Raw genomic sequence first — 19,402 nt, 5'->3', positions numbered from 1 at the left:
ATCAGAACGCGGCGGCGCAGGTGATGAGGGCGGCGGCCGTGGCGATCTCGACCAGGGCGCCCAGCACGTCCCCGCTGATCCCGCCCAGCCGGCGGGTGGCGTGCGCGCGCGTCGCCCAGGCCGCCCCGAGGCCGGCCGCGACGGCGAGCGGACAGGCCACCGGCTCGCCCGTCAGCAGCCCGAGGACCAGCGCACCGGCGGCGACCGCGGCCGTCCCGATGATCGCCGTGCTCTGCCGCACCGTCCCGGCGACCATGGCCCCGAGGCCGCCGGGACGGGCCGCCGGCACACCGGCGACACACGCCCAGGTCACGGCCAGCCGCCCGGTGACACAGGCCAGCATGAGCGCCGCCGGCCCCGCCTCGGCCGCCGCCGCGGCCTGGAGGAGCAGCGTGAAGACCAGCGTCACGACCCCGAACGGCCCGATGTCCGAGCGCTTCATGATGTCCAGCGCCTGCTCGGGCGGCCTGCCGCTGCCCAGGCCGTCGGCCAGGTCGGCGAGACCGTCCAGGTGCAGGCCGCGCGTGAGCACGGCGAGCGAGCCGAGGCCGAGCGCGGCGGCGAGCAGCGGCGAGACCAGCAGGCTCGCGCCGGCCATGACGGCCGCGGCGACCAGGCCGAGGCCGAGGCCGATCACCGGGGCCAGGGCCATGGCCCATCCGGCGGTGACGCGGTCGGTGCGCGGCAGGCCGGCCGGCCAGATGGTGAAGGTGCCTGCGGCCAGGCGCAGTCCGGCGGCGACCGGCTCCTCCGGGGCGGCGGGTGGGGGCATGTCAGGGGACATATCAGCGGCCGCCGTCAGATGGGAAGGGGGACGACGCGGCCGGCGACGACGAACACGGCCTCCTCCGACTCCGCGGCCAGGCGCTGGTTCAGCCGGCCGAGCGCGTCGCGGAACACCCGTCCGCTCGCCGTGGCCGGGACGACGCTGAGGCCCACCTCGTCGCTGACCGCGATCAGCTGGGCCCGGGTCTGCCGCCAGGCGGCCACCAGGTCGTCGCAGCGCGCCGCCACGGCGTCCAGGGCCGTGCCGAACCGTCCGGGCTTCCTGCCCCTGGGCCGGTCGTGCGCGGGGTCGCCCCAGGCGCCGCAGGCGTCGAAGACCGCGGCGAGCCAGGTGCCGATGCCGTCGATGAGCAGCGGTCCGCTCTCCGAGCGCAGCAGCGCCTCCAGCTCGGTGGTCTCGATGGTCGTCCAGTACGGCGGGCGCCGCGACTGGTGGGCGCGGACGCGGGCGAGCCAGTCGGCGTCCCGGCCGCCCGCCGGCCCGGTGGCGACATAGGTCACATCGGGTTCGGTGATCAGCCGCAGTTCGGCCTCGCCGGACTTGCCCGAGCGCGCGCCGCCGAGCACCAGCACCCGGCCGGCGACGGCCGGGCGCGTCGCGGCCGGCGTTCGCGTGTCGATGATCGTGCCGTCGTCCACGAGCTGGGCGCCCCAGAAGCCGAGCCGCCTGCGCAGCTCGTCCTCCGAGGGGATCCGGTGGTCCAGATGGATGGCCACCACCTGCGTCCGCGCGGTGACCAGGCCGCGCCTGCGCAGGTCGCCCAGCCGCTGCGGCCGGTCGAGCAGGTCGATGAGCACCAGGTCGTAGGCGTCCTCCGCCCAGCTCGGCGAGGGCGCGCCCGACAGGTCGTCGGCGGAGTCGGCGTACAGGACCCGGCCGCGGTCGGGGCCGCTCACCGCGTAGCCGTCCGGCGTGACGGTCATCCGGTACCCCTTGGGCATCGCCGCCGGGGGAGTGAGGCGGACGCCGGCGGGCGCCGACAGCCGCACCACGTCGTCGAGCACCACCGTGGTGGGCAGGCGGTGGCCGGAGGGCAGGCGGCGGCAGGAGGCGCAGCCGCAGCCGGGCTCGGGCCAGCCGTACGGACCGGCGGTGCCGGAGAGAAGAACCTTCACTATGCCCTTGCCACGGGGGTCGCCACGGCCGCCGTCGCGAGTCCGGGTCCGGCGGCGGGCGCCGGAAGACGGAACGTCGGCGGCATCGGTCGGCCTCCTGTCTCGGCTGTCGCACGGTCGCGCGGGTCCTCCGCGCTTCTCCTCGCCCTCTGGCCTGTCCCGCCGACCGCACGGCAAGATCTGCGGCAGACTCCAGGAGATAGGGTCTGCACAGCCTGGTGAGGCAATGGGCAAACCCCGCGAAAAGGAGCGTATGGCATGACTTGGCGCTGGCGTTATGAAAACGCTAACGGTGGTGAGGTTATGGACGGCCCGCTTCCACGCGAGATCTTCCCGAGTCAGGCCGATGCCGAGTCATGGCTCGGTGAAAACTGGCGCACCTTGCTCGAATCGGGAGTCGAGCGGGTCACGCTGCTGGAAGACGACAAAGTCGAGTACGCCGGGATGTCGCTGCGTGTGGAGTGAGGCCAGGCCCCCTGGCTTTCCTGATGTCCATGTGACAAACGTTGTCAGAGTGACCGAAAACCCAAGGGACCCGACAGAACGCCTTTACGGCCGCGCCTTTATGCCGGCCCGGCCGTGGCGGCGGTGACCGCTACCGTGGCCCCGGCCGGGTGGCCGGGCTCACGGTCTTGGCCGGGTCGCGCTCGACGATCGCCCCGAGCACAGAGTCGATCTTGGCCATGACCTCGGCCTCCAGCTTCACGCCGGACGCCTTGACGTTGTCCAGCACCTGCTCGGGGCGGGTGGCGCCGACGATGGCCGACGAGACGTTCGGGTTCTGCAGCACCCAGGCGACCGCCAGCTGCGCCATGCTGAGGCCGAGATCGGCGGCGATGGGCTTGAGGTCCTGTACGCGCTTGAGCACGTCGTCGTCCAGGAAGCGCGAGATGAACCCCGACCCCGAGGGGTCGGTCGCCCGTGAACCGGCGGGCGGGGCCTGACCCGGCTGGTACTTGCCGGTGAGCACGCCCTGGGCGATGGGGGACCAGACGATCTGCCCGACGCCCTCCTTCTCGCAGAGGGGCACGATCTCGGCCTCGATGATCCGCCACAGCATGGAGTACTGCGGCTGGTTGGAGATCAGCCGGTCGAACCCCATCTCGTCGGCGATCTTGAGCGCGTCGGCGATCTGCGCGGCGCTCCACTCGCTGACGCCGACGTACAGCACCTTGCCCTGCCGCACGAGGTCGTCGAAGGTCTTCAGCGTCTCTTCGAGCGGCGTCTCGTAGTCGTAGCGGTGCGCCTGGTAGAGGTCGACGTAGTCGGTCTGCAGGCGGCGGAGCGAGCCGTGGATGCTCTCGGTGATGTGCTTGCGCGACAGCCCCGAGTCGTTCGGTCCCGTGCCGGTGGGCCAGTAGACCTTGGTGAAGATCTCGACGGACTCGCGGCGCACGCCCTTCAGCGCGCGGCCGAGGACCTCCTCGGCCTTTGTCGCGGCGTAGACGTCGGCGGTGTCGAAGGTGGTGATCTCCGCGTCGAGGGCCGCCCGCACGCACTCCTTGGCGGCGTCCTCCTCGACCTGGGAACCATGGGTGATCCAGTTGCCGTAGCTGATCTCGCTGACCTTCAGACCGCTGCGGCCAAGATGGCGATATTGCATGCCTTTGACCCTAACTGTCGCTTACTCGTGATCTGTTTCGGGGTAGTCTGCCCCGGGTGCGGCGGTTGATCACACGCGGGGTTGTACGGCGCGCGCTCGCGGTGGCCGCCGTGTGCGCGGCCCTGTTCGTGGCGGCCCGCGCACTGCGCGCCCTCCCCCGCAGCCCTGCCGCCGACCCCACCCATCGCCCCGCCGCCGACCCCACCCATCGCCCCGCCGCCGACCCCACCCATCGCCCCGCCGTCTCCCCGCAACCGGTCGCGCCGCGGGCCGCGGCCGGGCGGCGCGGGAAGCGGTGGGCGGCGCCGGTCGCGGCCGCGGGCCTCGTCGCCGTGGCGGCCGGCCTCCTCGGCGCCCGCGCCATGGGGGACGCCCCCTCTCCGGTGGCGGCGGCGGCCTCTTCCGTCCCTTCCGCGCGCGCCGCGGGCGGGTCCTCGCCGGACGCCTCTCCTTCATCGGACGCGTCCGCAAGCGGTGTGCCGCTTCCGGTTGCCTCTCCGGAGGTCAGCGGCGTGCCGGCCACGAGCACGACGGCGGCCGCGTGTCCTCCCGAGGGGCGTCGTCTCGTCCTGCGCCCGGTGGACCCCCGCGTGCTCCGGGCGGTGAACCACCAGTGGCGGCGCGTCGAGAGGTGGCTGAAGGCCAACGCGCCGGTGACCTACGCCGGGCTGCGCCCGCCCGCGAGGGCGCGGACCATCGCGATCGCCGAAGCCCAGACGGGCATGCGGTTCCCCGCCGCCCTGCGCGCGTCGCTGCTGCGCCACGACGGCACGGGAACAGAGGGCGCGCGAGGGCCCTCGGGCGGCGAGGGCGCGGTGCTGCCGCAGTGGCGGGCCTTCGGCGTGCGCGAGATCCGCGACACCTGGCGAGGCCTGTGCGCCGCGTCCGCCTCTGGCGCGGGCTCGCCGTCGACGGCGGGGCGGTGGGACGGCCGGCTGATCCCCTTCGCCGCGCCCGCTGCGGAGCCGCCGTCCACGGACGGTACCCCGGCGTCCCGCGCCCCTGAGGGCGACACCGCGCCCGTTCCCGTGGGCGCGGCCGGCGCGACCGGGGTGATCGACCCCCGGCGCGGCGATGTGCGGCGGTTCGGCGCCGGCGCCGAGGGCGCGTCATTCGCCTCCGGCGAGAGCTGGACGTCTTTCTACGCGCTGCTCAAGGCGGCGGCCGAGTCGCTGGAGACGGGCGGCCCGGTGCGCGGCCTGCGCCCCACGGTGACCGCAGGGCGCCTGCGCTGGACGCGGTGATCGAGGGCCCGCGCCAGTGCGCCGCCGGCCACGGGGTCCGGCCGCGTCTCGCCGTACGAGGGCGCCGATGTCGCCGTACCCACTTCCCGCCGTCGCGGCGCCTTCTGAACATCCACCCGGAGACGGGAGCATGGTGGCCGCCGAGGGAGCGCGGGGGCCACCATTTCCGTCGCCGGTGAGGCGGGTCAGTTCTTGGGGGGGACGGGCTTGCCGCCGGGCAGGACGGTGGGCGGGGGGAAGCGCAGGCGGCGGATCTGCATGGCGCGCATGGCGGCGTAGAAGCCGACGCCGCGGAGGCTCTCGTCGGGCAGCTGCTGCGCGACCTCCTTCTTGACCCGCTGCGCGACCCACACCGCGCTCACCGCGACCACGATGATCATCGCGGGCCACAGGATGGTGATGGCGTAGGAGTACAGGGCCATGCCGGCCTGGCCGCCGAACATCGGGACCGTCCACAGGATCACGAGCAGCAGCAGCGAGACGGGAAGGAAATACTGGCTGATCGTGCGGCGGGAGTCGACCCAGTCACGGGCGAGCTTGCGCGCCGGCCCACGGTCTCGGGCAGGGAGATAACGGTCATCTCCCCTCAACATGCCCTCGCGGGCGCGCGCCCGCTCGGCGGCTTGGCGCTCGCGCGCCTGCTTGTAGGCCTCTTTGCGATTGCCGGGAGCGGTCACCGGCTGGCGGCGGCGGCCTTCGGCCTCGCGGCGCTTGGGGGTTGGCCGGCCCTTGCCCGCGGTTTTCGACTGCGTCTCTGAGGACGATGAGGGGCTGTCATCCGTGGGGGCCTGCGTGCGACGTCGGAACACGACGTCAGCCTACCGGGGGTGCAACTTAATGACGCCCTCGTGCGTTATGCGTAGGGTGGACCTACGCGACTTAGCCGCGATAATCGGGGGCTGACGATGAGCGGGCAGCCTATGGAGTTGCGAGTCGGCGCGAGGGAGCATGGATGCCAGCGAAGCGAGCATACGGCCGGCGAGCGTCGCAGCGAGCGGGAGCATAGGCACAGCACTACCTAAGAAGGGGACGGCCAACGCGCATGAGCGTGATGAAGAGACTTTCCATGATCTTCAAGTCCAAGGCCAACAAGGCCCTGGACAAGATGGAGGATCCGCGCGAGACCCTCGACTACTCCTATCAGCGGCAGCTTGAGCTTCTGCAGAAGGTGCGCCGGGGCGTGGCCGATGTCGCCACCTCGCGCAAGCGGGTGGAGCTGCAGATCAATCAGGTCCAGCAGCAGGCGAAGAAGCTTGAGGACCAGGGCCGCAAGGCGTTGAGCGTCGGGCGTGAAGACTTGGCGCGCGAGGCGCTGAGCCGGCGCTCCGCCCTGCAGACCCAGATCGCCGACCTGCAGGTGCAGCACAACAACCTGCAGGGCGAGGAGGAGAAGCTCACCCTCGCCAGCCAGCGTCTGCAGACCAAGGTGGACTCCTTCCGCCACAAGAAGGAGACCATCAAGGCGACCTACACCGCCGCCGAAGCGCAGACCCGCATCAACGAGGCGTTCTCCGGCATCTCCGAAGAGATGGGCGACGTGGGCCTGGCGATCCAGCGGGCCGAGGACAAGACCGCCCAGATGCAGGCCCGCGCGGGCGCGATCGACGAGCTGCTGGCGAGCGGCGCCCTGGACGACTTCAGCGGCCAGCGCGGCGACGACATCCAGGCCGAGCTCGACCGCATGGGCGGCGGCAACGACGTGGAGCTCGAACTGGCCCGCATGAAGGCCGAGCTGGGCCAGGGCCCGGCGCCGCGTGACGCGATCGAGGCCGGCCACCCGGGCCAGCAGCAGGCTCCTCAGCAGCAGTCCCAGTCCCAGCCGACCCAGCAGTACCGTCAGCCGGGGGAGGGCCTGTGATCGTCCGCATCATGGGCGAGGGACAGGTCGAGGTCGCCGAGGGCGACATCGACGTGCTGAACTCGCTCGACACCGAGCTTGAGGCCGCCATCGAGGTCGACGACGAGGCGCAGTTCCGCACCAAGCTCCACGCGTTGCTCGACAAGGTGCGCCAGATCGGCAAGCCGCTGCCCGACGACGCCCTGGAGCCCTCGGAGCTGATTTTGCCGCCGGCCGACGCTTCGATCGACGAAGTGAGAGGCATGCTTGGCGATTCCGGGCTTATCCCGGGATAGCTTGTAGATATGACACAAACCCGGTATGCCCCCGACCGGGGTCTGACGGTGCGCATGGTCACCACCATGTTCCTGCTGGGCCTGCTCTACGTCGTCTTCGTGGGCGTCCTGATCGCCCTGGGGGTCCAGGCGGTCGTGGTTCTCGTCCTCGCCGGGGGCCTCCTGCTGGTCCAGTACTTCTTCTCCGACAAGATCGCGCTGTTCGCGATGCACGGGCGAGAGGTCTCACCGCAGGAGGCGCCCGAACTGCACGGCCTGATCGACCGGCTGTGCGCCCTGGCCGACACTCCGAAGCCGCGCGTGGCGATCGCCGACACCGACGTGCCCAACGCCTTCGCCACCGGGCGCAACCAGAAGAACTCCGTGGTCTGCGTGACCACCGGCCTGCTCCGCCGGCTCGACCCGATCGAGCTGGAAGGCGTCATCGCCCACGAGATGTCGCACGTGGCGCACCGGGACGTCGCGGTGATGACCCTCGCCTCCTTCCTCGGCATCGTCGCGGGCCTCATGACCCGCTTCGCGCTGTACTCCGGGCTCGGCCGCGACCGGGGCAACAACAACGGCCCGCCGATCGGGCTCATCATCATGCTGGTCTCGGTCGTCGTGTACGCGATCAGCTTCCTGCTGACCCGGGCGCTGTCGCGCTACCGCGAACTGTCGGCCGACCGCGCCGGAGCCCTGCTGACGCAGCGGCCCTCCGCCCTGGCCAGCGCCCTTGTGAAGGTCACCGGCGAGATGTCGCGCATCCCGACGCGCGACCTGCGCGAGGCGCAGGCGTTCAACGCCTTCTTCTTCACCCCGGCGGTCTCCGGGCGCGCCGGCGCGAGCCTCGCCACCCTGTTCGCCACCCACCCGCCCCTGGAGCGCCGGCTCGACCAGCTCAACCGGATCGCCGCCCAGCTCGGCCGCGGAGCCTGAGCCGATGGGCTGGCTGGACGCGCTCCTCGGCCGCAGCAAGCCCGCCCGGCCGAACCTCGACGCGCTGTTCGCGCTTCCGCCGGCCGCGGTGACCCTGCAGGCGGCCACCGCGTTCGAGCCGACCGGGCTCGGCTCGGTCTGCTTCCGCTCCGCCGAGGGCGGGGCGTTCGCCACGTTGCAGCAGGACATCAACGCCCTGCTCGGCGACGTCGAGGTCGAGCGGTCACAGGACTCCTACGGCTACACCTGGCTGCTGGTACGCCGCCCGGCCGACGACCTGAGCGCGCTGGTCACCGACCTGCACGGCGTCAACTCCTCACTAGAGAGCGCCGGGTTCGGCCCGTCGCTGCTGTGCTCGCTCGTCTCCTTCACCGACGCCTCGCGGCGGCGGCTGGCGGTCGTCTACCTGTACAAGCAGGGCACCTTCTACCCGTTCGCGCCGCTGGGCGGAGAGCGCAGGGACAACCCGCTGGAGCTGCAGGTCCGCGGGGCGCTCTCCGGCGAGCTGCGCATCGAGCCCGACCTGTCCCGCTGGTTTCCCCTCTGGGGAGCCCCCGGCCTCTGACCTCCCCCGCTCTCGTCTTTGCCGCGCGTCAAGGGCGCGTACGAAAACGATCACTCTGGTCGTTACGCCCTTAGCCAGGCCAAACGCGGGGTATACCACCCGGCACATCAGCCATCGCCGGGGGGAAACAGGGTGGCAGTGACCGACCATGGCCGCGCTGGAGCGGCCGCCGAAGCCCACGCCGGAGAGCGCCTGCGCGCCGTCGTGCCCCGCGTCATGTCGGTGGGCATCGCCGTGGCGGCGGTCTACTCGGCGGCGATCGCGCTGGTCGCGCCGGTGCGCCACCTGCTCAGGCCGGTCACGACCCTGCTCGAGATGGCGGTCTTCCCCGTCGAGCCGAACCTGGGCTACGCGGTGTTCCTCGGCATCCTCGCCGGAGCCCTGGCCCGGCACAAGCGGGCCGCGTACTGGGTGCTCGTCGCCTTCTTCGCCCTTCTCGTGCTCGGCAACCTCGCCATCGTGCTGTCCGCCTCGCTCATGCCCGACCTGGTGGAGGAGTTCGCGCTGATGGGGCAGGTGGTCGCCTCGGAGGTCAACCTCTCGGTGTCGGCCGTCGTGCTCGGCGTACTCGCGGCGGCGCACGACCAGTTCTTCGCCCCGATGCGGCGGGCGTCGTTCCGCAAGGCCCTGCTCACGCTCGGCTCGCTGCTCGCGGTGTCCTTCGGCGTCGGGTACGGCCTGGTGACGCTGTTCCCCGGCACCCTGCAGGCGAAGGACCACCTGCCCTGGGCGCTGGAACGCACCCTCGGCGGGGTGGTCACCCTCGACTTCTACCGCACGGGACGGCCGCCGTTCTGGGTGAACTCCGTCATCGGCATCCTGAGCGCCGTCGCGGTGCTGGTCGCCTTCGCCGTGCTGTTCCGCTCCCAGCGGGCCAAGGCCGAGCTGCCGCCCGAGAGCGAGGAGCGCATCCGCACGCTGCTGGCGGCCTACGGCTCGCGCGACTCGCTCGGCTACTTCGCCACCCGGCGCGACCGGGCGGCGATCTTCTCGCCGAGCGGCAAGGCGGCGATCTCCTACCGCGTGGTGGCAGGCGTCTGCCTGGCCGGCGGCGACCCCATCGGCGACGTCGAGGCCTGGGGCCCGGCCATCCGCGCGTGGCTGGACGAGGCGCGGCGCTACGGCTGGGCGCCGGCCGTCCTCGGACCCAGCGAGGCCGCCGCCCACGCCTACGCGCGCGCCGGACTGCGCGTCCTGGAGCTGGGGGACGAGGCGGTCATCGAGGTCGCCGAGTTCGGCCTGGCGGGCCGCGAGATGCGCGGGGTGCGGCAGGCGGTGAACCGGGTCAAGCGCGCGGGCTTCACGCTGCGGGTCCGGCGCCACGCCGAGCTGTCGGCCGAGGAGGTCCGGCAGATCATCGAACGGGCCGCCGCCTGGCGCGACACCGAGACCGAGCGGGGCTTCTCCATGGCGCTCTGCAGGCTCGGCGACCCGGCCGACGGCGAGTGCGTGCTGGTGGAGGCCGGGGACGCCGCGGGAGAGCCCGCCGCCATGCTGTCGTTCGTGCCGTGGGGCGACGACGGCCTGTCGCTGGACCTGATGCGGCGCGACCGGCACGCCGACAACGGGCTCATGGAGTTCATGGTCGCCGGGCTGATCGGCCGGGCGTCGGGGCTCGGCGTCAAGCGCGTCTCGCTCAACTTCGCCATGTTCCGTTCGGTCTTCGAGGGCGGGGCGCGGCTCGGCGCCGGGCCGGTGCTGCGGCTGTGGCGGCGCGCGCTGGTGTTCTGCTCCCGGTGGTGGCAGCTCGAGTCGCTGTACCGGGCCAACGCCAAGTACCACCCCCGTTGGGTGCCGCGTTTCCTCGCCTACGACGACACCCGAGACCTGCCCAAGGTGGGGCTGGCCTCCGCGATCGCCGAGGGGTTCCTCACCGTGCCGAGCCTGCTGACCCTGCTCCGGCGCCGCGGCCACGGCGGCGCCGGCTCCGCCTCTGGCTCCGGCTCCGGCGCCGCGGGTCACGCTACGGGTACGGGATGGGGCGGCAGGTAAAGATTCGCCCAAGTCCCCGCCGCGGGGTGTGATAAGCCCATAAGTGGGGGTGGAGGGCGCCATGCCGAACCCGGTGCCGATACGACCGGGTGACCCCGTCCGGGTCGGGGGCTACGAGCTCACCGGACGGCTGGGGGAGGGCGGCCAGGGGGAACTCCGTGGTCGTCTGCTTCGACGGCGAGGCCACCCGCGTGCCGGCGACGGCCGAGGCGGCGGAGTATCAAGAACTGTTCCTGCGCTACACCAGGACCACCTGACCTTGGTCAAGTTCCGGCCGTGCCCGGGAAGGGCGCGCCGGAGCCGGGGCCGCCCGGTGGTGCCATGTGCTCATGACCAAGTTCAGTGTGGCGTTCAGTGTGGCGCTGGCGGCCACCGCCTTCGTCTTCGCCGGAGCACAGGCGGTCCCCGCCCTCGCGGCCACCGCCGCCGCCGTGCCGGCCCCCGTCCAGGCCCGTGACGGCGCGAAGGCGCCCGCCCACCGCGTGCGCGCCGCCGCCGATCCGGCCGAGCTCGTCGTCGTCGGACGCGGGACCGTCCAGGTCACCCCGGACCTGATGCGGATCAACGTCGGCGTCGAGGCGCGCAGGGAGCGGGCGGGGGAGGCGTTCGCCGCCGTCAAGGCGGCCGCGCGCAAGCTGACCGAGGCGCTGCTGGCCGCCGGGGTGGCCGAGCGGGACCTGCGCACCAACGATCTGACCCTGGGCGCCGAGTACGACAAGTACCCCAAGGTCGTGGGCTACCGCGCCACCCAGGGCGCCGAGGTGCACGTGCGCGACCTGTCCCGCGCGGACGCGGTGGTGGACGCGGTCGCGGGGGTGGGGGAGGAGGTCCGGCTGAACGGCATCTCGTTCGAGGTGTCCAAGGCGGCGGCGCTGGTGAGGGCCGCGCGCGCCACGGCGTTCCGGGACGCGCAGAGCAAGGCGCGTCAGTACGCCGAGCTGGCCGGACGCCGGCTCGGCCGCGTGATGAAGCTCGAAGAGGAGGGCGACGTCCCGCCCTCCCGCTTCGCGATGATGGCCGAGAAGGCCTCCCTCAACCCCGGCCACGGCACCGTCACCGTCACCGTCCGCGCCGTGTACGAGCTCCTCTGACCCGCGCGGCTCCCCCGGCCGCGGCTACGGGAGGGCGAGCATGCGGTCGAGGGCGACCTTGGCCCAGTGGGCGGTGTCGGGGTCGACGGTGATCTGGTTGACGACCTGGCCTTCGACGAGCGACTCCAGCGCCCACACCAGGTGCGGCAGGTCGATGCGGTTCATCGTCGAGCAGTAGCAGACCGTCCGGTCGAGGAAGGTCACCGTCTTGTCGGGGTGCCGGGCGGCCAGCCGCTTGACCAGGTTCAGCTCGGTGCCGACGGCCCACGCCGACCCGGCGGGGGCCTGGTCGAGCATCTTGATGATGTACTCGGTCGACCCGACGTAGTCGGCCTTGGTGACCACCTCGTGCTTGCACTCGGGGTGCACCAGCACGTTGACGCCCGGGATGCGCTCGCGGACCTCGTCCACGCAGCTCTCGGAGAACCGGCCGTGCACCGAGCAGTGCCCGCGCCACAGGATCACCTTGGCGTCCTTGAGCTGCTGGTCGGTGAGGCCGCCGTTCGGGCGGTGCGGGTTGTAGACCACGCAGTCGTCCAGCGAGAAGCCCATCTCCAGGACGGCCGTGTTGCGGCCCAGGTGCTGGTCGGGCAGGAACAGCACCTTGCGGTCGCCGGCCTGCTTGGCCGGCCCGTCGGGGCCCTGGTCGAACGCCCAGGTGAGGGCGCGGCGGGCGTTGGAGGAGGTGCAGACGGCGCCGCCGTTGCGCCCGCAGAACGCCTTGATGTCGGCCGAGGAGTTCATGTAGGTCACCGGTACGGTGACGTCGGCGATGCCGAGGTCGGTCAGGACGTCCCACGCCTCCTCGACCTGGTCGAAGGTCGCCATGTCCGCCATGGAGCAGCCGGCGGCCAGGTCGGGCAGGACCACGCGCTGGGAGTCGCCGGTCAGGATGTCGGCGGACTCGGCCATGAAGTGGACGCCGCAGAAGACGATGTACTCGGCGGAGGGCCGGGCCGCCGCATCGCGGGCGAGCTTGAAGGAGTCGCCGGTCACGTCCGCGAACTGGATGACCTCGTCACGCTGGTAGTGGTGCCCGAGTACGAAGACCCGGTCGCCGAGCGCCGCCTTGGCCCTGACCGCGCGCGCGACCAGCTCGGGATCCGAGGCCGCGGGCAGGTCGCCGGGGCAGTCGACGCCGCGTTCGCTGTGCGGGTCGGTGCCCTGGCCGAGGACGAAGAGCGGAAGGCCGGTTTCGGTAGTCGTCACGGCTTACACCTCTTAAGGGGCTTATCGTCTAGTTGACGACTAATGATGGCATACGTCGGGCGATGCACCGCGCGGAGGGGGTGGGACAGGACCGCGGGCTGAGACAGGAATGTGTAGAGGGGTCCGGCTGTTGGTAGCGTCTGAATGAGACCTCAGAACCAGGCCTCCGTCCCCGAGGGGCGTTGGCAGACGGGGAGTCAACAGATGACGGTTGAGAGCAGCGAGACCACGCAGCAGGGCCTTGTCCTGACCGACGCGGCCGCGACCAAGGTGCGCAGCCTGCTCGAACAGCAGGGCGAAGAGGGCCTTCAGCTGCGGGTGGCGGTGCAGCCCGGTGGCTGCTCGGGCCTGCGCTACCAGCTCTTCTTCGATGACCGCTCGATGGACGGGGACGTCGTCTCCGACTTCGGCGGGGTCAGCGTCGTCACCGACCGCATGAGCGCGCCCTACCTCATGGGTGCCACGGTGGACTTCGTCGACACCATCGAGAAGCAGGGCTTCACGATCGACAACCCGAACGCCACGGGCTCCTGCGCCTGCGGCGACTCGTTCAACTAAACACATCTCCGCCCGCCCCCGCTCGACGTACCGCCGGGCGGGGTTCAGGCGTATCCGCACCCCGGGCTCGCCGGGCCCAGGGTTCATGGCGGCGGAGAGTGGTCATGGGCGGCCATGTCACCGGGCCGACAGTGTTCTCTTGCCTCGTTCTCGCGCCTCCGGCGCGCACCGGGGGCGGGCGGCGCCGCGCCCCGGAGCGGTAGGGGTGCGCCGGGGTCCGCCGCGCCGCGCCGCAGGTCACCCGGCGGCCCTCGATGACCTGGCCCGCCCCGGCGCGGGCCGCGACCGGGCCGGCGTCCCGGTGAGAAGATCGTCGGTGGCGGTTCGCGGCGCCGGGACGAGTTCGTTGGCGTATTCTTGGCGGGCTCATCGAGGCTGACAACGAGGAGAGCGAGCCCGTGCGCATCGCCGTCACCGGATCCATCGCGACCGATCATCTGATGACCTTCCCAGGAAGCTTCGGGGACCAGCTCATCGCCGAGCAGCTCGACCGCGTGTCGCTGTCCTTCCTCGTCGACGAACTGCAGATCCGGCGCGGGGGCACCGCCGCCAACATCTGCTTCGGCATGGGGTGCCTCGGCCTGACGCCGATCCTGGTGGGCGCGGTCGGCGACGACTTCGCCGACTACCGCTCATGGCTGGAGCGCCACGGCGTCGACTGCGGCTCGGTGCGCGTCTCCGACCTGCACCACACCGCCCGCTTCCTGTGCACGACCGACGAGCACCACAACCAGATCGCCTCCTTCTACACCGGGGCGATGGCCGAGGCGCGGCTCATCGAGCTGCGGCCGGTCGCCGACCGCGTCGGCGGGCTCGACCTGGTCATGATCAGCCCGAACGACCCCGAGGCGATGCTCCGCCACACCGACGAGTGCCGCCAGCGCGGCATCCCCTTCGGCGCCGACATCTCCCAGCAGCTCGCGCGCATGGAGGGCGAGGAGATCCGGTCGCTGGTCGACGGCGCCGCCTACCTGTTCACCAACGACTACGAGAAGGCCCTCGTCGAGCAGAAGACCGGCTGGTCCGACGAAGAGGTGCTGTCCAAGGTCGGGGTGCGGGTGACCACCCTGGGGCCGAAGGGGGCCCGCATCGACCGCCAGGGCGAGCCGAGCGTGCACGTCCCGCCGACCCCCGAGCTGCGCAAGGCCGACCCCACCGGCGTGGGCGACGCCTTCCGCTCCGGTTTCCTGTCCGGCCTGTCCTGGGGCCTGTCGCTGGAGCGCTGCGGCCAGATCGGCAACCTCACCGCCACCTACGTCCTCGAGCACGTCGGCGGGCAGGAGTACCAGCTCGGCAAGCAGGCGTTCATGGAGCGCTTCGCCTCCGCCTACGGCGCCGGCGCCGCAGCCGAGGTCGAGCCGCACCTGGTGTGCCACTACGCCTGACCGCCCGCGCGGCGTGACCGCCCGCGCGAGGACATCCGCGCGGCGCGGCCGTCCGGCCCGTGGTGGCCGCGGGGTCGCGCCGCCGCGCGGTCAGTAGTTGCGGCGCACGTGGATCGCCCAGCCGCCCTGGGGCAGCTCATAGGTGCCCACGTGGTGGTGCGACTTCAGCCGGCACCACGCCGGGACGTCCGTGAACGCGGCCGGGTCGTCCGCGAGGACGGCCACGGTCGCGTTGAGCGGCACCTGGTTGATCTGCTCGGCCAGCATGATGATCGGAATGGGGCACTTGCGCCCCAGGGCGTCGATCGTGAGCGCGGCCGAGGGCTGTGGCGCCCCGGCCGCCGCCTGCTGCGAGCCTGCCATCGCTGATCCACCTTCGCCGTCGCCGCCGCCCGCCCGCGCGTCCCGCCGCGGCGGGCTCGCCGCGAGGGCCCGGACCCCGTGGTCCGCCGCGCATCTCTACGACCTCACTCCCACGCTCTCGCGGACGCGCCGGACGATGTCCGGCAGGACGGCGAGGAACCGGTCGACGTCCGCGGCGGAGGCGCCTCGGGGCAGCGACACGCGGACGTTGCCGTGCGTGAGCACCCCCATCGCCTCCAACACATGGGATGGACGTAGCGTACTCGCCGTGCATGAACTGCCGGACGATACGGCGAACCCTGCCCTGTCCAATTCGGCGAGGATCGCCTCACCGGGTACGTAAAGACACGAAAACGTCACAATATGGGGTGCCCGCAGCTCCGGTTCGCCGACCACCTCGACGTCCGGCACCAGGCGCGGCACGGTACGGCGCACATGGTCCACCAGCGCCGAGAGCCGCGCGTTCTCCTCCTCGGCCTCGGCCGCGGCGGCGCGGAGCGCGGCCACGGCGGCCACGGCGGCGGGCACGTTCTCGAAGCCCGGCACCCTGCCGCGCTCGCGCTCGTCCTCCGGCAGCGGCGAACGCCACCGCGTGCCCTTGCGTACGGCCAGCACCCCGACCCCGGCGGGCCCGCCCCACTTGTGCGCACTGGCCGCCAGCACCGACCAGCCCGCCGGGACGGGAAGCCGCCCGAGCGTCTGGGCGGCGTCCACCAGCAGCGGCACCCCCGCCGCGCGGCACGCCTCGGCCGCCTCGGCGACCGGTTGCAGGGTGCCGACCTCGTGGTTGGCGGTCTGCAGGCAGGCCAGCGCGGTGCCCTCGGCGGCGACGGCCGCGCCGAACTCCGCCGGGTCCACCCGTCCCGTCCGGCCGACGCCGACCAGTTCTACGGCGCCTCCCTCGCGCTCGTGCGCGGCGGCGGCCGCCAGCACGCTGGAGTGCTCCACCGCGCTCGCCACCACGCGGCGCCCGGCGCGGCGGCGGCCGAGCAGCGTCCCCAGTACCCCGAGGTGGACGGCCTGCGTCCCGGAGGAGGTGAAGGAGACCTCGTCGGGGCGGGCGCCGATCACCTCGGCGGCCTCGGCGCGGGCACGTTCGAGCAGCAGGCGCGCCTGCCGCGCCGCGCCGTACAGCCGGGCCGGATCGGCGCCGCCGGCGTCGAGCGCGGCGATCAGCGCCTCGCGGGCGGCGGGGTGCAGGGGCTCGGCCGAGGCCGCGTCGAAGTACGCCACGCGTTCATGCTCGCACCCGCGCCACGGCCCGCCGAGGCGGGGGAGCGCGGCGAGGCGCCCGCCGCGTTCGCGGGGGCTGAGAAGGAGGGCGGCCCCTGTCCGCGCTAATGTGTCCCCCAGCGTGACGTGAGCCAACCAAGAGCGCGAACATCGTGAATCTGGAAACGACCGCCCAGGAGGGGGACTCTTGGGCTTTATCTGTGGGGTAGGCGATCCGTGAGTCCGACCCGCCGTACTAGACGGCGTCCGTTGGCCCGAAGGGTGCCGGGCGCCGCCGCCCTGGCGGCGCTGCTGGTTTCCCTGACGGCGTGTGGGGGCCCTGGCACGTGGGATCGTGCCGGCTTCCCCCAAGGCGTCACCAAAGAGGCCGGCATCATCCAGAGTCTCTGGAACGGTGCCTGGATCGCCTCCCTCGCCGTGGGTGTCGTCGTCTGGGGCCTGATCCTGTGGGCCTGCGCGTTCCACCGCAAGCGCAAGAACAGCGGCGACGCCCTGCCGCCCCAGGTGCGCTACAACCTGCCGATCGAGATCCTCTACACCACGGTCCCGATCATCATGGTCGCGGTGTTCTTCTACTTCACCGCCCGTGACGAGAACACCATCACCCAGGTGTCGGCCAACCCCGACGTCAAGGTGCAGGTCGAGGGCTTCCAGTGGAGCTGGCGCTTCACCAGCGAGTACGGCGGCAAGACGGTCCAGGTCGTCGGCACCCCCGCCAAGCGGCCCGTCCTGGTGCTGCCGCAGGACAAGTCGGTGCAGTTCGACCTGAAGTCCGACGACGTGGCCCACTCGTTCTGGGTGCCCGCGTTCCTGTTCAAGCGCGACGTGATCCCGGGCGTGAAGAACGTCTTCGAGATCCACACGCTGAACAAGGGCGGCGAGTTCGCCGGCCGCTGCGCCGAGCTGTGCGGCGTCGACCACAGCCGCATGCTCTTCACCGTGAAGCTCGTGCCCCCGGCCGAGTACGACCGATATGTCAACAGCCAGGCGGGGAGTGCCCAGTGACCGCCATCAACGCGCCGATCGGAGGTGCGGTTCCGCCGCGGCGTGCCCGCAAGGGGACCGTCATCGCCCGGTGGGCCTCTTCGACCGACCACAAGGTGATCGGGCACCTCTACCTGATCACCTCGTTCATCTTCTTCCTCATCGGCGGCGTCATGGCTCTGATCATGCGCGCCGAGCTGGCCCAGCCGGGCCTTGAGTTCGTCAGCAACGAGCAGTTCAACCAGCTGTTCACCATGCACGGCACGATCATGCTGCTGATGTTCGCGACCCCGCTGTTCGCGGGCTTCGCCAACGAGCTGATGCCGCTGCAGATCGGCGCGCCGGACGTGGCGTTCCCCCGTCTGAACATGGTGAGCTACTGGCTCTACCTGTTCGGCAGCACCATCGCCGTCTCGGGCTTCTTCACCCCCGACGGCGCGGCCTCCTTCGGCTGGACGGCCTACGTCCCGCTGTCGGACGCCATCTCGTCCCCCGGCCTGGGCGGCGACCTGTGGATCATGGGTCTGTCTATGTCCGGCATCGGCACCATCCTCGGTGCGGTCAACTTCATCACCACGATCATCTGCATGCGCGCGCCCGGCATGACGATGTTCCGGATGCCGATCTTCACGTGGAACATCCTGCTCACCAGCATCCTGGTGCTGCTGGCGTTCCCGGTGCTGGCCGCGGCGCTGCTCGGCCTGGAGGCCGACCGCCACCTCGGGGCGCACATCTTCGACTCGGCGACCGGCGGTGCGATGCTCTGGCAGCACCTGTTCTGGTTCTTCGGGCACCCTGAGGTGTACATCATCGCGCTGCCGTTCTTCGGCATCATCACCGAGGTGCTGCCGGTCTTCAGCCGCAAGCCGATCTTCGGCTACATCAGCCTCATCGGCGCGACGATCGCCATCGCCGGCCTGTCGGCCGCGGTGTGGGCGCACCACATGTTCGTCACCGGCCAGGTGCTGCTGCCGTTCTTCTCGTTCATGACCTTCCTCATCGCCGTGCCGACCGGCGTGAAGTTCTTCAACTGGATCGGCACGATGTGGCGAGGTCACATCACCTTCGCCTCGCCCATGCTCTTCGCGGTGGGCTTCCTGGTGACGTTCCTGTTCGGCGGCCTGACCGGCATCATCCTGGCGTCGCCGCCGCTGGACTTCCAGGTGAGCGACTCCTACTTCGTGGTCGCCCACTTCCACTACGTCGTCTTCGGCACCGTGGTGTTCGCGATGTTCTCCGGCTTCTACTTCTGGTGGCCGAAGTTCACCGGCAAGATGCTCAACGACACCCTGGGCAAGTGGCACTTCTGGACGCTGTTCATCGGCTTCCACACCACCTTCCTGGTGCAGCACTGGCTCGGCGCCGAGGGCTTCCCGCGCCGGTACGCCGACTACTCGGCGGCCGACCAGTTCACCGACCTCAACGTGGTCTCCTCGGTCGGCGCGTTCATCCTGGGCGCCTCGACGCTGCCGTTCCTGTACAACGTGTGGCGGACCTGGCGGCACGCGCCCAAGGTGATGGTCGACGACCCGTGGGGCTTCGGCAACTCCCTCGAATGGGCGACGTCCTGCCCGCCCCCGCGGCACAACTTCCACAGGCTGCCGCGCATCCGGTCGGAGCGTCCCGCCTTCGACCTGAAGAACCCGCCCGGGCTGGCGCCTGACCGGGAACTGGAGGAGGTTCGATGAAGGTTCAGGGCTGGCTGTTCCTCCTCTGCGGCGTCTTCTTCGCCGCGGTCGACCTGGTCTACTGGTTCTGGTCCAAGGAGCCCACCGGCACCACGGCGCTGGCCATCTCGGTCGGTCTCGCGCTGATGATCGGCTACTACCTGCTCTACACCGCGCGCCGCATCGGCGAGCAGCCGGAGGACAGGAAGGACGCCGAGATCAGCGACGGCGCGGGCGAGCTGGGCTTCTTCAGCCCGTCGAGCTGGTGGCCGCTGTTCCTGTGCCTCGCGGTGGCGCTGATGACCGTGGGCTTCGTCATCGGCTGGTGGATGTTCATGATCGGCGCCTTCGCGGTGATCATGGCCACCATCGGCTTCGTCTTCCAGTACTACCGGGGTCACTTCACGCACTGACCGGACGGCATCGGGACGCCGCCACCTCCGGCGTCCAAGGCCTCCTCTCATACCCCATCTTCGCCGCGGGGGGGGGGGGGGGGGGGGGGGGGAAGAGAGGAGGCAGAAAAGTGGTCCTTTTTTTTGCTTTTTTGGCTTTTTT

20 protein-coding genes are annotated in these 19,402 nt (G+C 71.5%); 13 read left to right on the top strand and 7 right to left on the bottom strand.

The features are described from left to right. Position 1: 1 nt before the first annotated feature. Both ACZ6QO_RS14815 and ACZ6QO_RS14810 read right to left on the bottom strand, forming a co-directional pair. Positions 2 to 772 carry an adenosylcobinamide-GDP ribazoletransferase gene (locus ACZ6QO_RS14815; protein ID WP_465850934.1) on the bottom strand — a complete coding sequence of 257 codons (771 nt, stop codon included), beginning with the start codon at positions 770 to 772 and terminating at the stop codon, positions 2 to 4. A gap of 26 nt (positions 773 to 798) precedes the next feature. Next, positions 799 to 1,902 carry a bifunctional adenosylcobinamide kinase/adenosylcobinamide-phosphate guanylyltransferase gene (locus tag ACZ6QO_RS14810; RefSeq protein ID WP_465850932.1) on the bottom strand — a complete coding sequence of 368 codons (1,104 nt, stop codon included), beginning with the start codon at positions 1,900 to 1,902 and terminating at the stop codon, positions 799 to 801. Positions 1,903 to 2,160: 258 nt separating this feature from the next. Here ACZ6QO_RS14810 and ACZ6QO_RS14805 point away from each other — a divergent pair, with 258 nt between their 5' ends. Next, a complete protein-coding gene (locus ACZ6QO_RS14805) occupies positions 2,161 to 2,367 on the top strand; it encodes a hypothetical protein (protein ID WP_465850930.1) in 207 nt (68 codons plus the stop codon). 130 nt (positions 2,368 to 2,497) lie between these two features. Here ACZ6QO_RS14805 and ACZ6QO_RS14800 read toward each other — a convergent pair whose 3' ends face one another. Continuing rightward, positions 2,498 to 3,505, bottom strand: a complete 1,008-nt coding sequence (locus tag ACZ6QO_RS14800; RefSeq protein ID WP_465850928.1) for an aldo/keto reductase family protein — start codon at positions 3,503 to 3,505, stop codon at positions 2,498 to 2,500. Positions 3,506 to 3,561: 56 nt separating this feature from the next. Between ACZ6QO_RS14800 and ACZ6QO_RS14795 the strand changes: the two genes are divergently transcribed. After that, a complete protein-coding gene (locus tag ACZ6QO_RS14795) occupies positions 3,562 to 4,749 on the top strand; it encodes an SMI1/KNR4 family protein (RefSeq protein ID WP_465850926.1) in 1,188 nt (395 codons plus the stop codon). 185 nt (positions 4,750 to 4,934) lie between these two features. On the opposite strand, the gene ACZ6QO_RS14790 is transcribed toward ACZ6QO_RS14795, so the two are convergent. Then, positions 4,935 to 5,558, bottom strand: a complete 624-nt coding sequence (locus tag ACZ6QO_RS14790; protein ID WP_465850925.1) for a DUF3043 domain-containing protein — start codon at positions 5,556 to 5,558, stop codon at positions 4,935 to 4,937. Between the two features lie 257 nt (positions 5,559 to 5,815). Between ACZ6QO_RS14790 and ACZ6QO_RS14785 the strand changes: the two genes are divergently transcribed. From ACZ6QO_RS14785 to ACZ6QO_RS14760, 6 genes are all read left to right on the top strand, one after another. Next, positions 5,816 to 6,607 (top strand): PspA/IM30 family protein, encoded by a 792-nt coding sequence (locus ACZ6QO_RS14785; protein ID WP_465851134.1) that lies wholly within the window; start codon positions 5,816 to 5,818, stop codon positions 6,605 to 6,607. Further along, positions 6,604 to 6,882: a PspA-associated protein PspAA gene (gene pspAA / locus ACZ6QO_RS14780; protein ID WP_465850924.1), complete on the top strand. Its 279-nt coding sequence runs from the start codon at positions 6,604 to 6,606 to the stop codon at positions 6,880 to 6,882. Before ACZ6QO_RS14785 ends, pspAA begins: the two co-directional genes overlap by 4 nt. Before the next feature lie 9 nt (positions 6,883 to 6,891). Next, positions 6,892 to 7,800 (top strand): zinc metalloprotease HtpX, encoded by a 909-nt coding sequence (gene htpX / locus ACZ6QO_RS14775; protein WP_465850922.1) that lies wholly within the window; start codon positions 6,892 to 6,894, stop codon positions 7,798 to 7,800. A 4-nt stretch (positions 7,801 to 7,804) separates the two neighbouring features. Continuing rightward, positions 7,805 to 8,365: a PspA-associated protein PspAB gene (pspAB, locus tag ACZ6QO_RS14770; RefSeq protein ID WP_465850920.1), complete on the top strand. Its 561-nt coding sequence runs from the start codon at positions 7,805 to 7,807 to the stop codon at positions 8,363 to 8,365. 132 nt (positions 8,366 to 8,497) lie between these two features. Next, on the top strand, positions 8,498 to 10,357 hold the full coding sequence (locus ACZ6QO_RS14765) for a phosphatidylglycerol lysyltransferase domain-containing protein (protein ID WP_465850919.1): 1,860 nt from the start codon (positions 8,498 to 8,500) through the stop codon (positions 10,355 to 10,357). A 329-nt stretch (positions 10,358 to 10,686) separates the two neighbouring features. Then, positions 10,687 to 11,448 (top strand): SIMPL domain-containing protein, encoded by a 762-nt coding sequence (locus tag ACZ6QO_RS14760; protein WP_465850918.1) that lies wholly within the window; start codon positions 10,687 to 10,689, stop codon positions 11,446 to 11,448. A 24-nt stretch (positions 11,449 to 11,472) separates the two neighbouring features. Here ACZ6QO_RS14760 and nadA read toward each other — a convergent pair whose 3' ends face one another. Then, on the bottom strand, positions 11,473 to 12,657 hold the full coding sequence (gene nadA / locus ACZ6QO_RS14755) for a quinolinate synthase NadA (protein WP_465850916.1): 1,185 nt from the start codon (positions 12,655 to 12,657) through the stop codon (positions 11,473 to 11,475). A 204-nt stretch (positions 12,658 to 12,861) separates the two neighbouring features. Between nadA and erpA the strand changes: the two genes are divergently transcribed. Together erpA and ACZ6QO_RS14745 are read left to right on the top strand one after the other, a co-directional pair. Continuing rightward, the gene (gene erpA / locus ACZ6QO_RS14750) at positions 12,862 to 13,215 is read left to right on the top strand and encodes an iron-sulfur cluster insertion protein ErpA (protein WP_465850914.1); all 354 of its coding nucleotides are present in this window, start codon (positions 12,862 to 12,864) and stop codon (positions 13,213 to 13,215) included. Between the two features lie 398 nt (positions 13,216 to 13,613). Then, the gene (locus ACZ6QO_RS14745; RefSeq protein WP_465850913.1) at positions 13,614 to 14,600 is read left to right on the top strand and encodes a carbohydrate kinase family protein; all 987 of its coding nucleotides are present in this window, start codon (positions 13,614 to 13,616) and stop codon (positions 14,598 to 14,600) included. Positions 14,601 to 14,690: 90 nt separating this feature from the next. Here the strand turns inward: ACZ6QO_RS14745 and ACZ6QO_RS14740 are convergent, their stop codons facing one another. Together ACZ6QO_RS14740 and ACZ6QO_RS14735 are read right to left on the bottom strand one after the other, a co-directional pair. After that, positions 14,691 to 14,963: a sulfurtransferase TusA family protein gene (locus tag ACZ6QO_RS14740; protein WP_465850911.1), complete on the bottom strand. Its 273-nt coding sequence runs from the start codon at positions 14,961 to 14,963 to the stop codon at positions 14,691 to 14,693. 96 nt (positions 14,964 to 15,059) lie between these two features. Next, positions 15,060 to 16,196: a cysteine desulfurase family protein gene (locus tag ACZ6QO_RS14735; protein ID WP_465850910.1), complete on the bottom strand. Its 1,137-nt coding sequence runs from the start codon at positions 16,194 to 16,196 to the stop codon at positions 15,060 to 15,062. Between the two features lie 249 nt (positions 16,197 to 16,445). On the opposite strand from ACZ6QO_RS14735, the gene ctaC reads away from it, so the two are divergent. The 3 genes from ctaC to ACZ6QO_RS14720 are packed head-to-tail and all read left to right on the top strand — an operon-like array spanning position 16,446 to position 19,260. After that, entirely contained in the window at positions 16,446 to 17,201 is a 756-nt protein-coding gene (gene ctaC, locus ACZ6QO_RS14730; protein WP_465850909.1) for an aa3-type cytochrome oxidase subunit II, read from the top strand. Continuing rightward, the gene (gene ctaD / locus ACZ6QO_RS14725) at positions 17,198 to 18,868 is read left to right on the top strand and encodes an aa3-type cytochrome oxidase subunit I (protein ID WP_465850907.1); all 1,671 of its coding nucleotides are present in this window, start codon (positions 17,198 to 17,200) and stop codon (positions 18,866 to 18,868) included. Before ctaC ends, ctaD begins: the two co-directional genes overlap by 4 nt. After that, positions 18,865 to 19,260 (top strand): cytochrome c oxidase subunit 4, encoded by a 396-nt coding sequence (locus tag ACZ6QO_RS14720; RefSeq protein WP_465850906.1) that lies wholly within the window; start codon positions 18,865 to 18,867, stop codon positions 19,258 to 19,260. The genes ctaD and ACZ6QO_RS14720 overlap by 4 nt, the downstream gene beginning before the upstream one ends. The last annotated feature ends 142 nt before the right edge of the window (positions 19,261 to 19,402 follow it).

The organism is Sphaerisporangium sp. NPDC049457, assembly GCF_055586705.1.
The sequence above is the reverse complement of the archived record's forward strand: the minus strand, read 5'-3'. Positions and strand labels throughout refer to the sequence as shown.

Excerpts from the sequence above, each read along its gene's own strand:
- htpX (WP_465850922.1), top strand. The coding sequence starts at position 6,892 with ATGACACAAACCCGGTATGCCCCCGACCGGGGTCTGACGGTGCGCATG.
- ACZ6QO_RS14785 (WP_465851134.1), top strand. The coding sequence starts at position 5,816 with ATGATCTTCAAGTCCAAGGCCAACAAGGCCCTGGACAAGATGGAGGAT.
- ACZ6QO_RS14760 (WP_465850918.1), top strand. The coding sequence starts at position 10,687 with ATGACCAAGTTCAGTGTGGCGTTCAGTGTGGCGCTGGCGGCCACCGCC.
- ACZ6QO_RS14800 (WP_465850928.1), bottom strand. The coding sequence starts at position 3,505 with ATGCAATATCGCCATCTTGGCCGCAGCGGTCTGAAGGTCAGCGAGATC.
- ACZ6QO_RS14720 (WP_465850906.1), top strand. The coding sequence starts at position 18,865 with ATGAAGGTTCAGGGCTGGCTGTTCCTCCTCTGCGGCGTCTTCTTCGCC.
- pspAB (WP_465850920.1), top strand. The coding sequence starts at position 7,805 with ATGGGCTGGCTGGACGCGCTCCTCGGCCGCAGCAAGCCCGCCCGGCCG.
- ACZ6QO_RS14815 (WP_465850934.1), bottom strand. The coding sequence starts at position 772 with ATGCCCCCACCCGCCGCCCCGGAGGAGCCGGTCGCCGCCGGACTGCGC.
- ACZ6QO_RS14740 (WP_465850911.1), bottom strand. The coding sequence starts at position 14,963 with ATGGCAGGCTCGCAGCAGGCGGCGGCCGGGGCGCCACAGCCCTCGGCC.
- erpA (WP_465850914.1), top strand. The coding sequence starts at position 12,862 with ATGACGGTTGAGAGCAGCGAGACCACGCAGCAGGGCCTTGTCCTGACC.
- ACZ6QO_RS14805 (WP_465850930.1), top strand. The coding sequence starts at position 2,161 with ATGACTTGGCGCTGGCGTTATGAAAACGCTAACGGTGGTGAGGTTATG.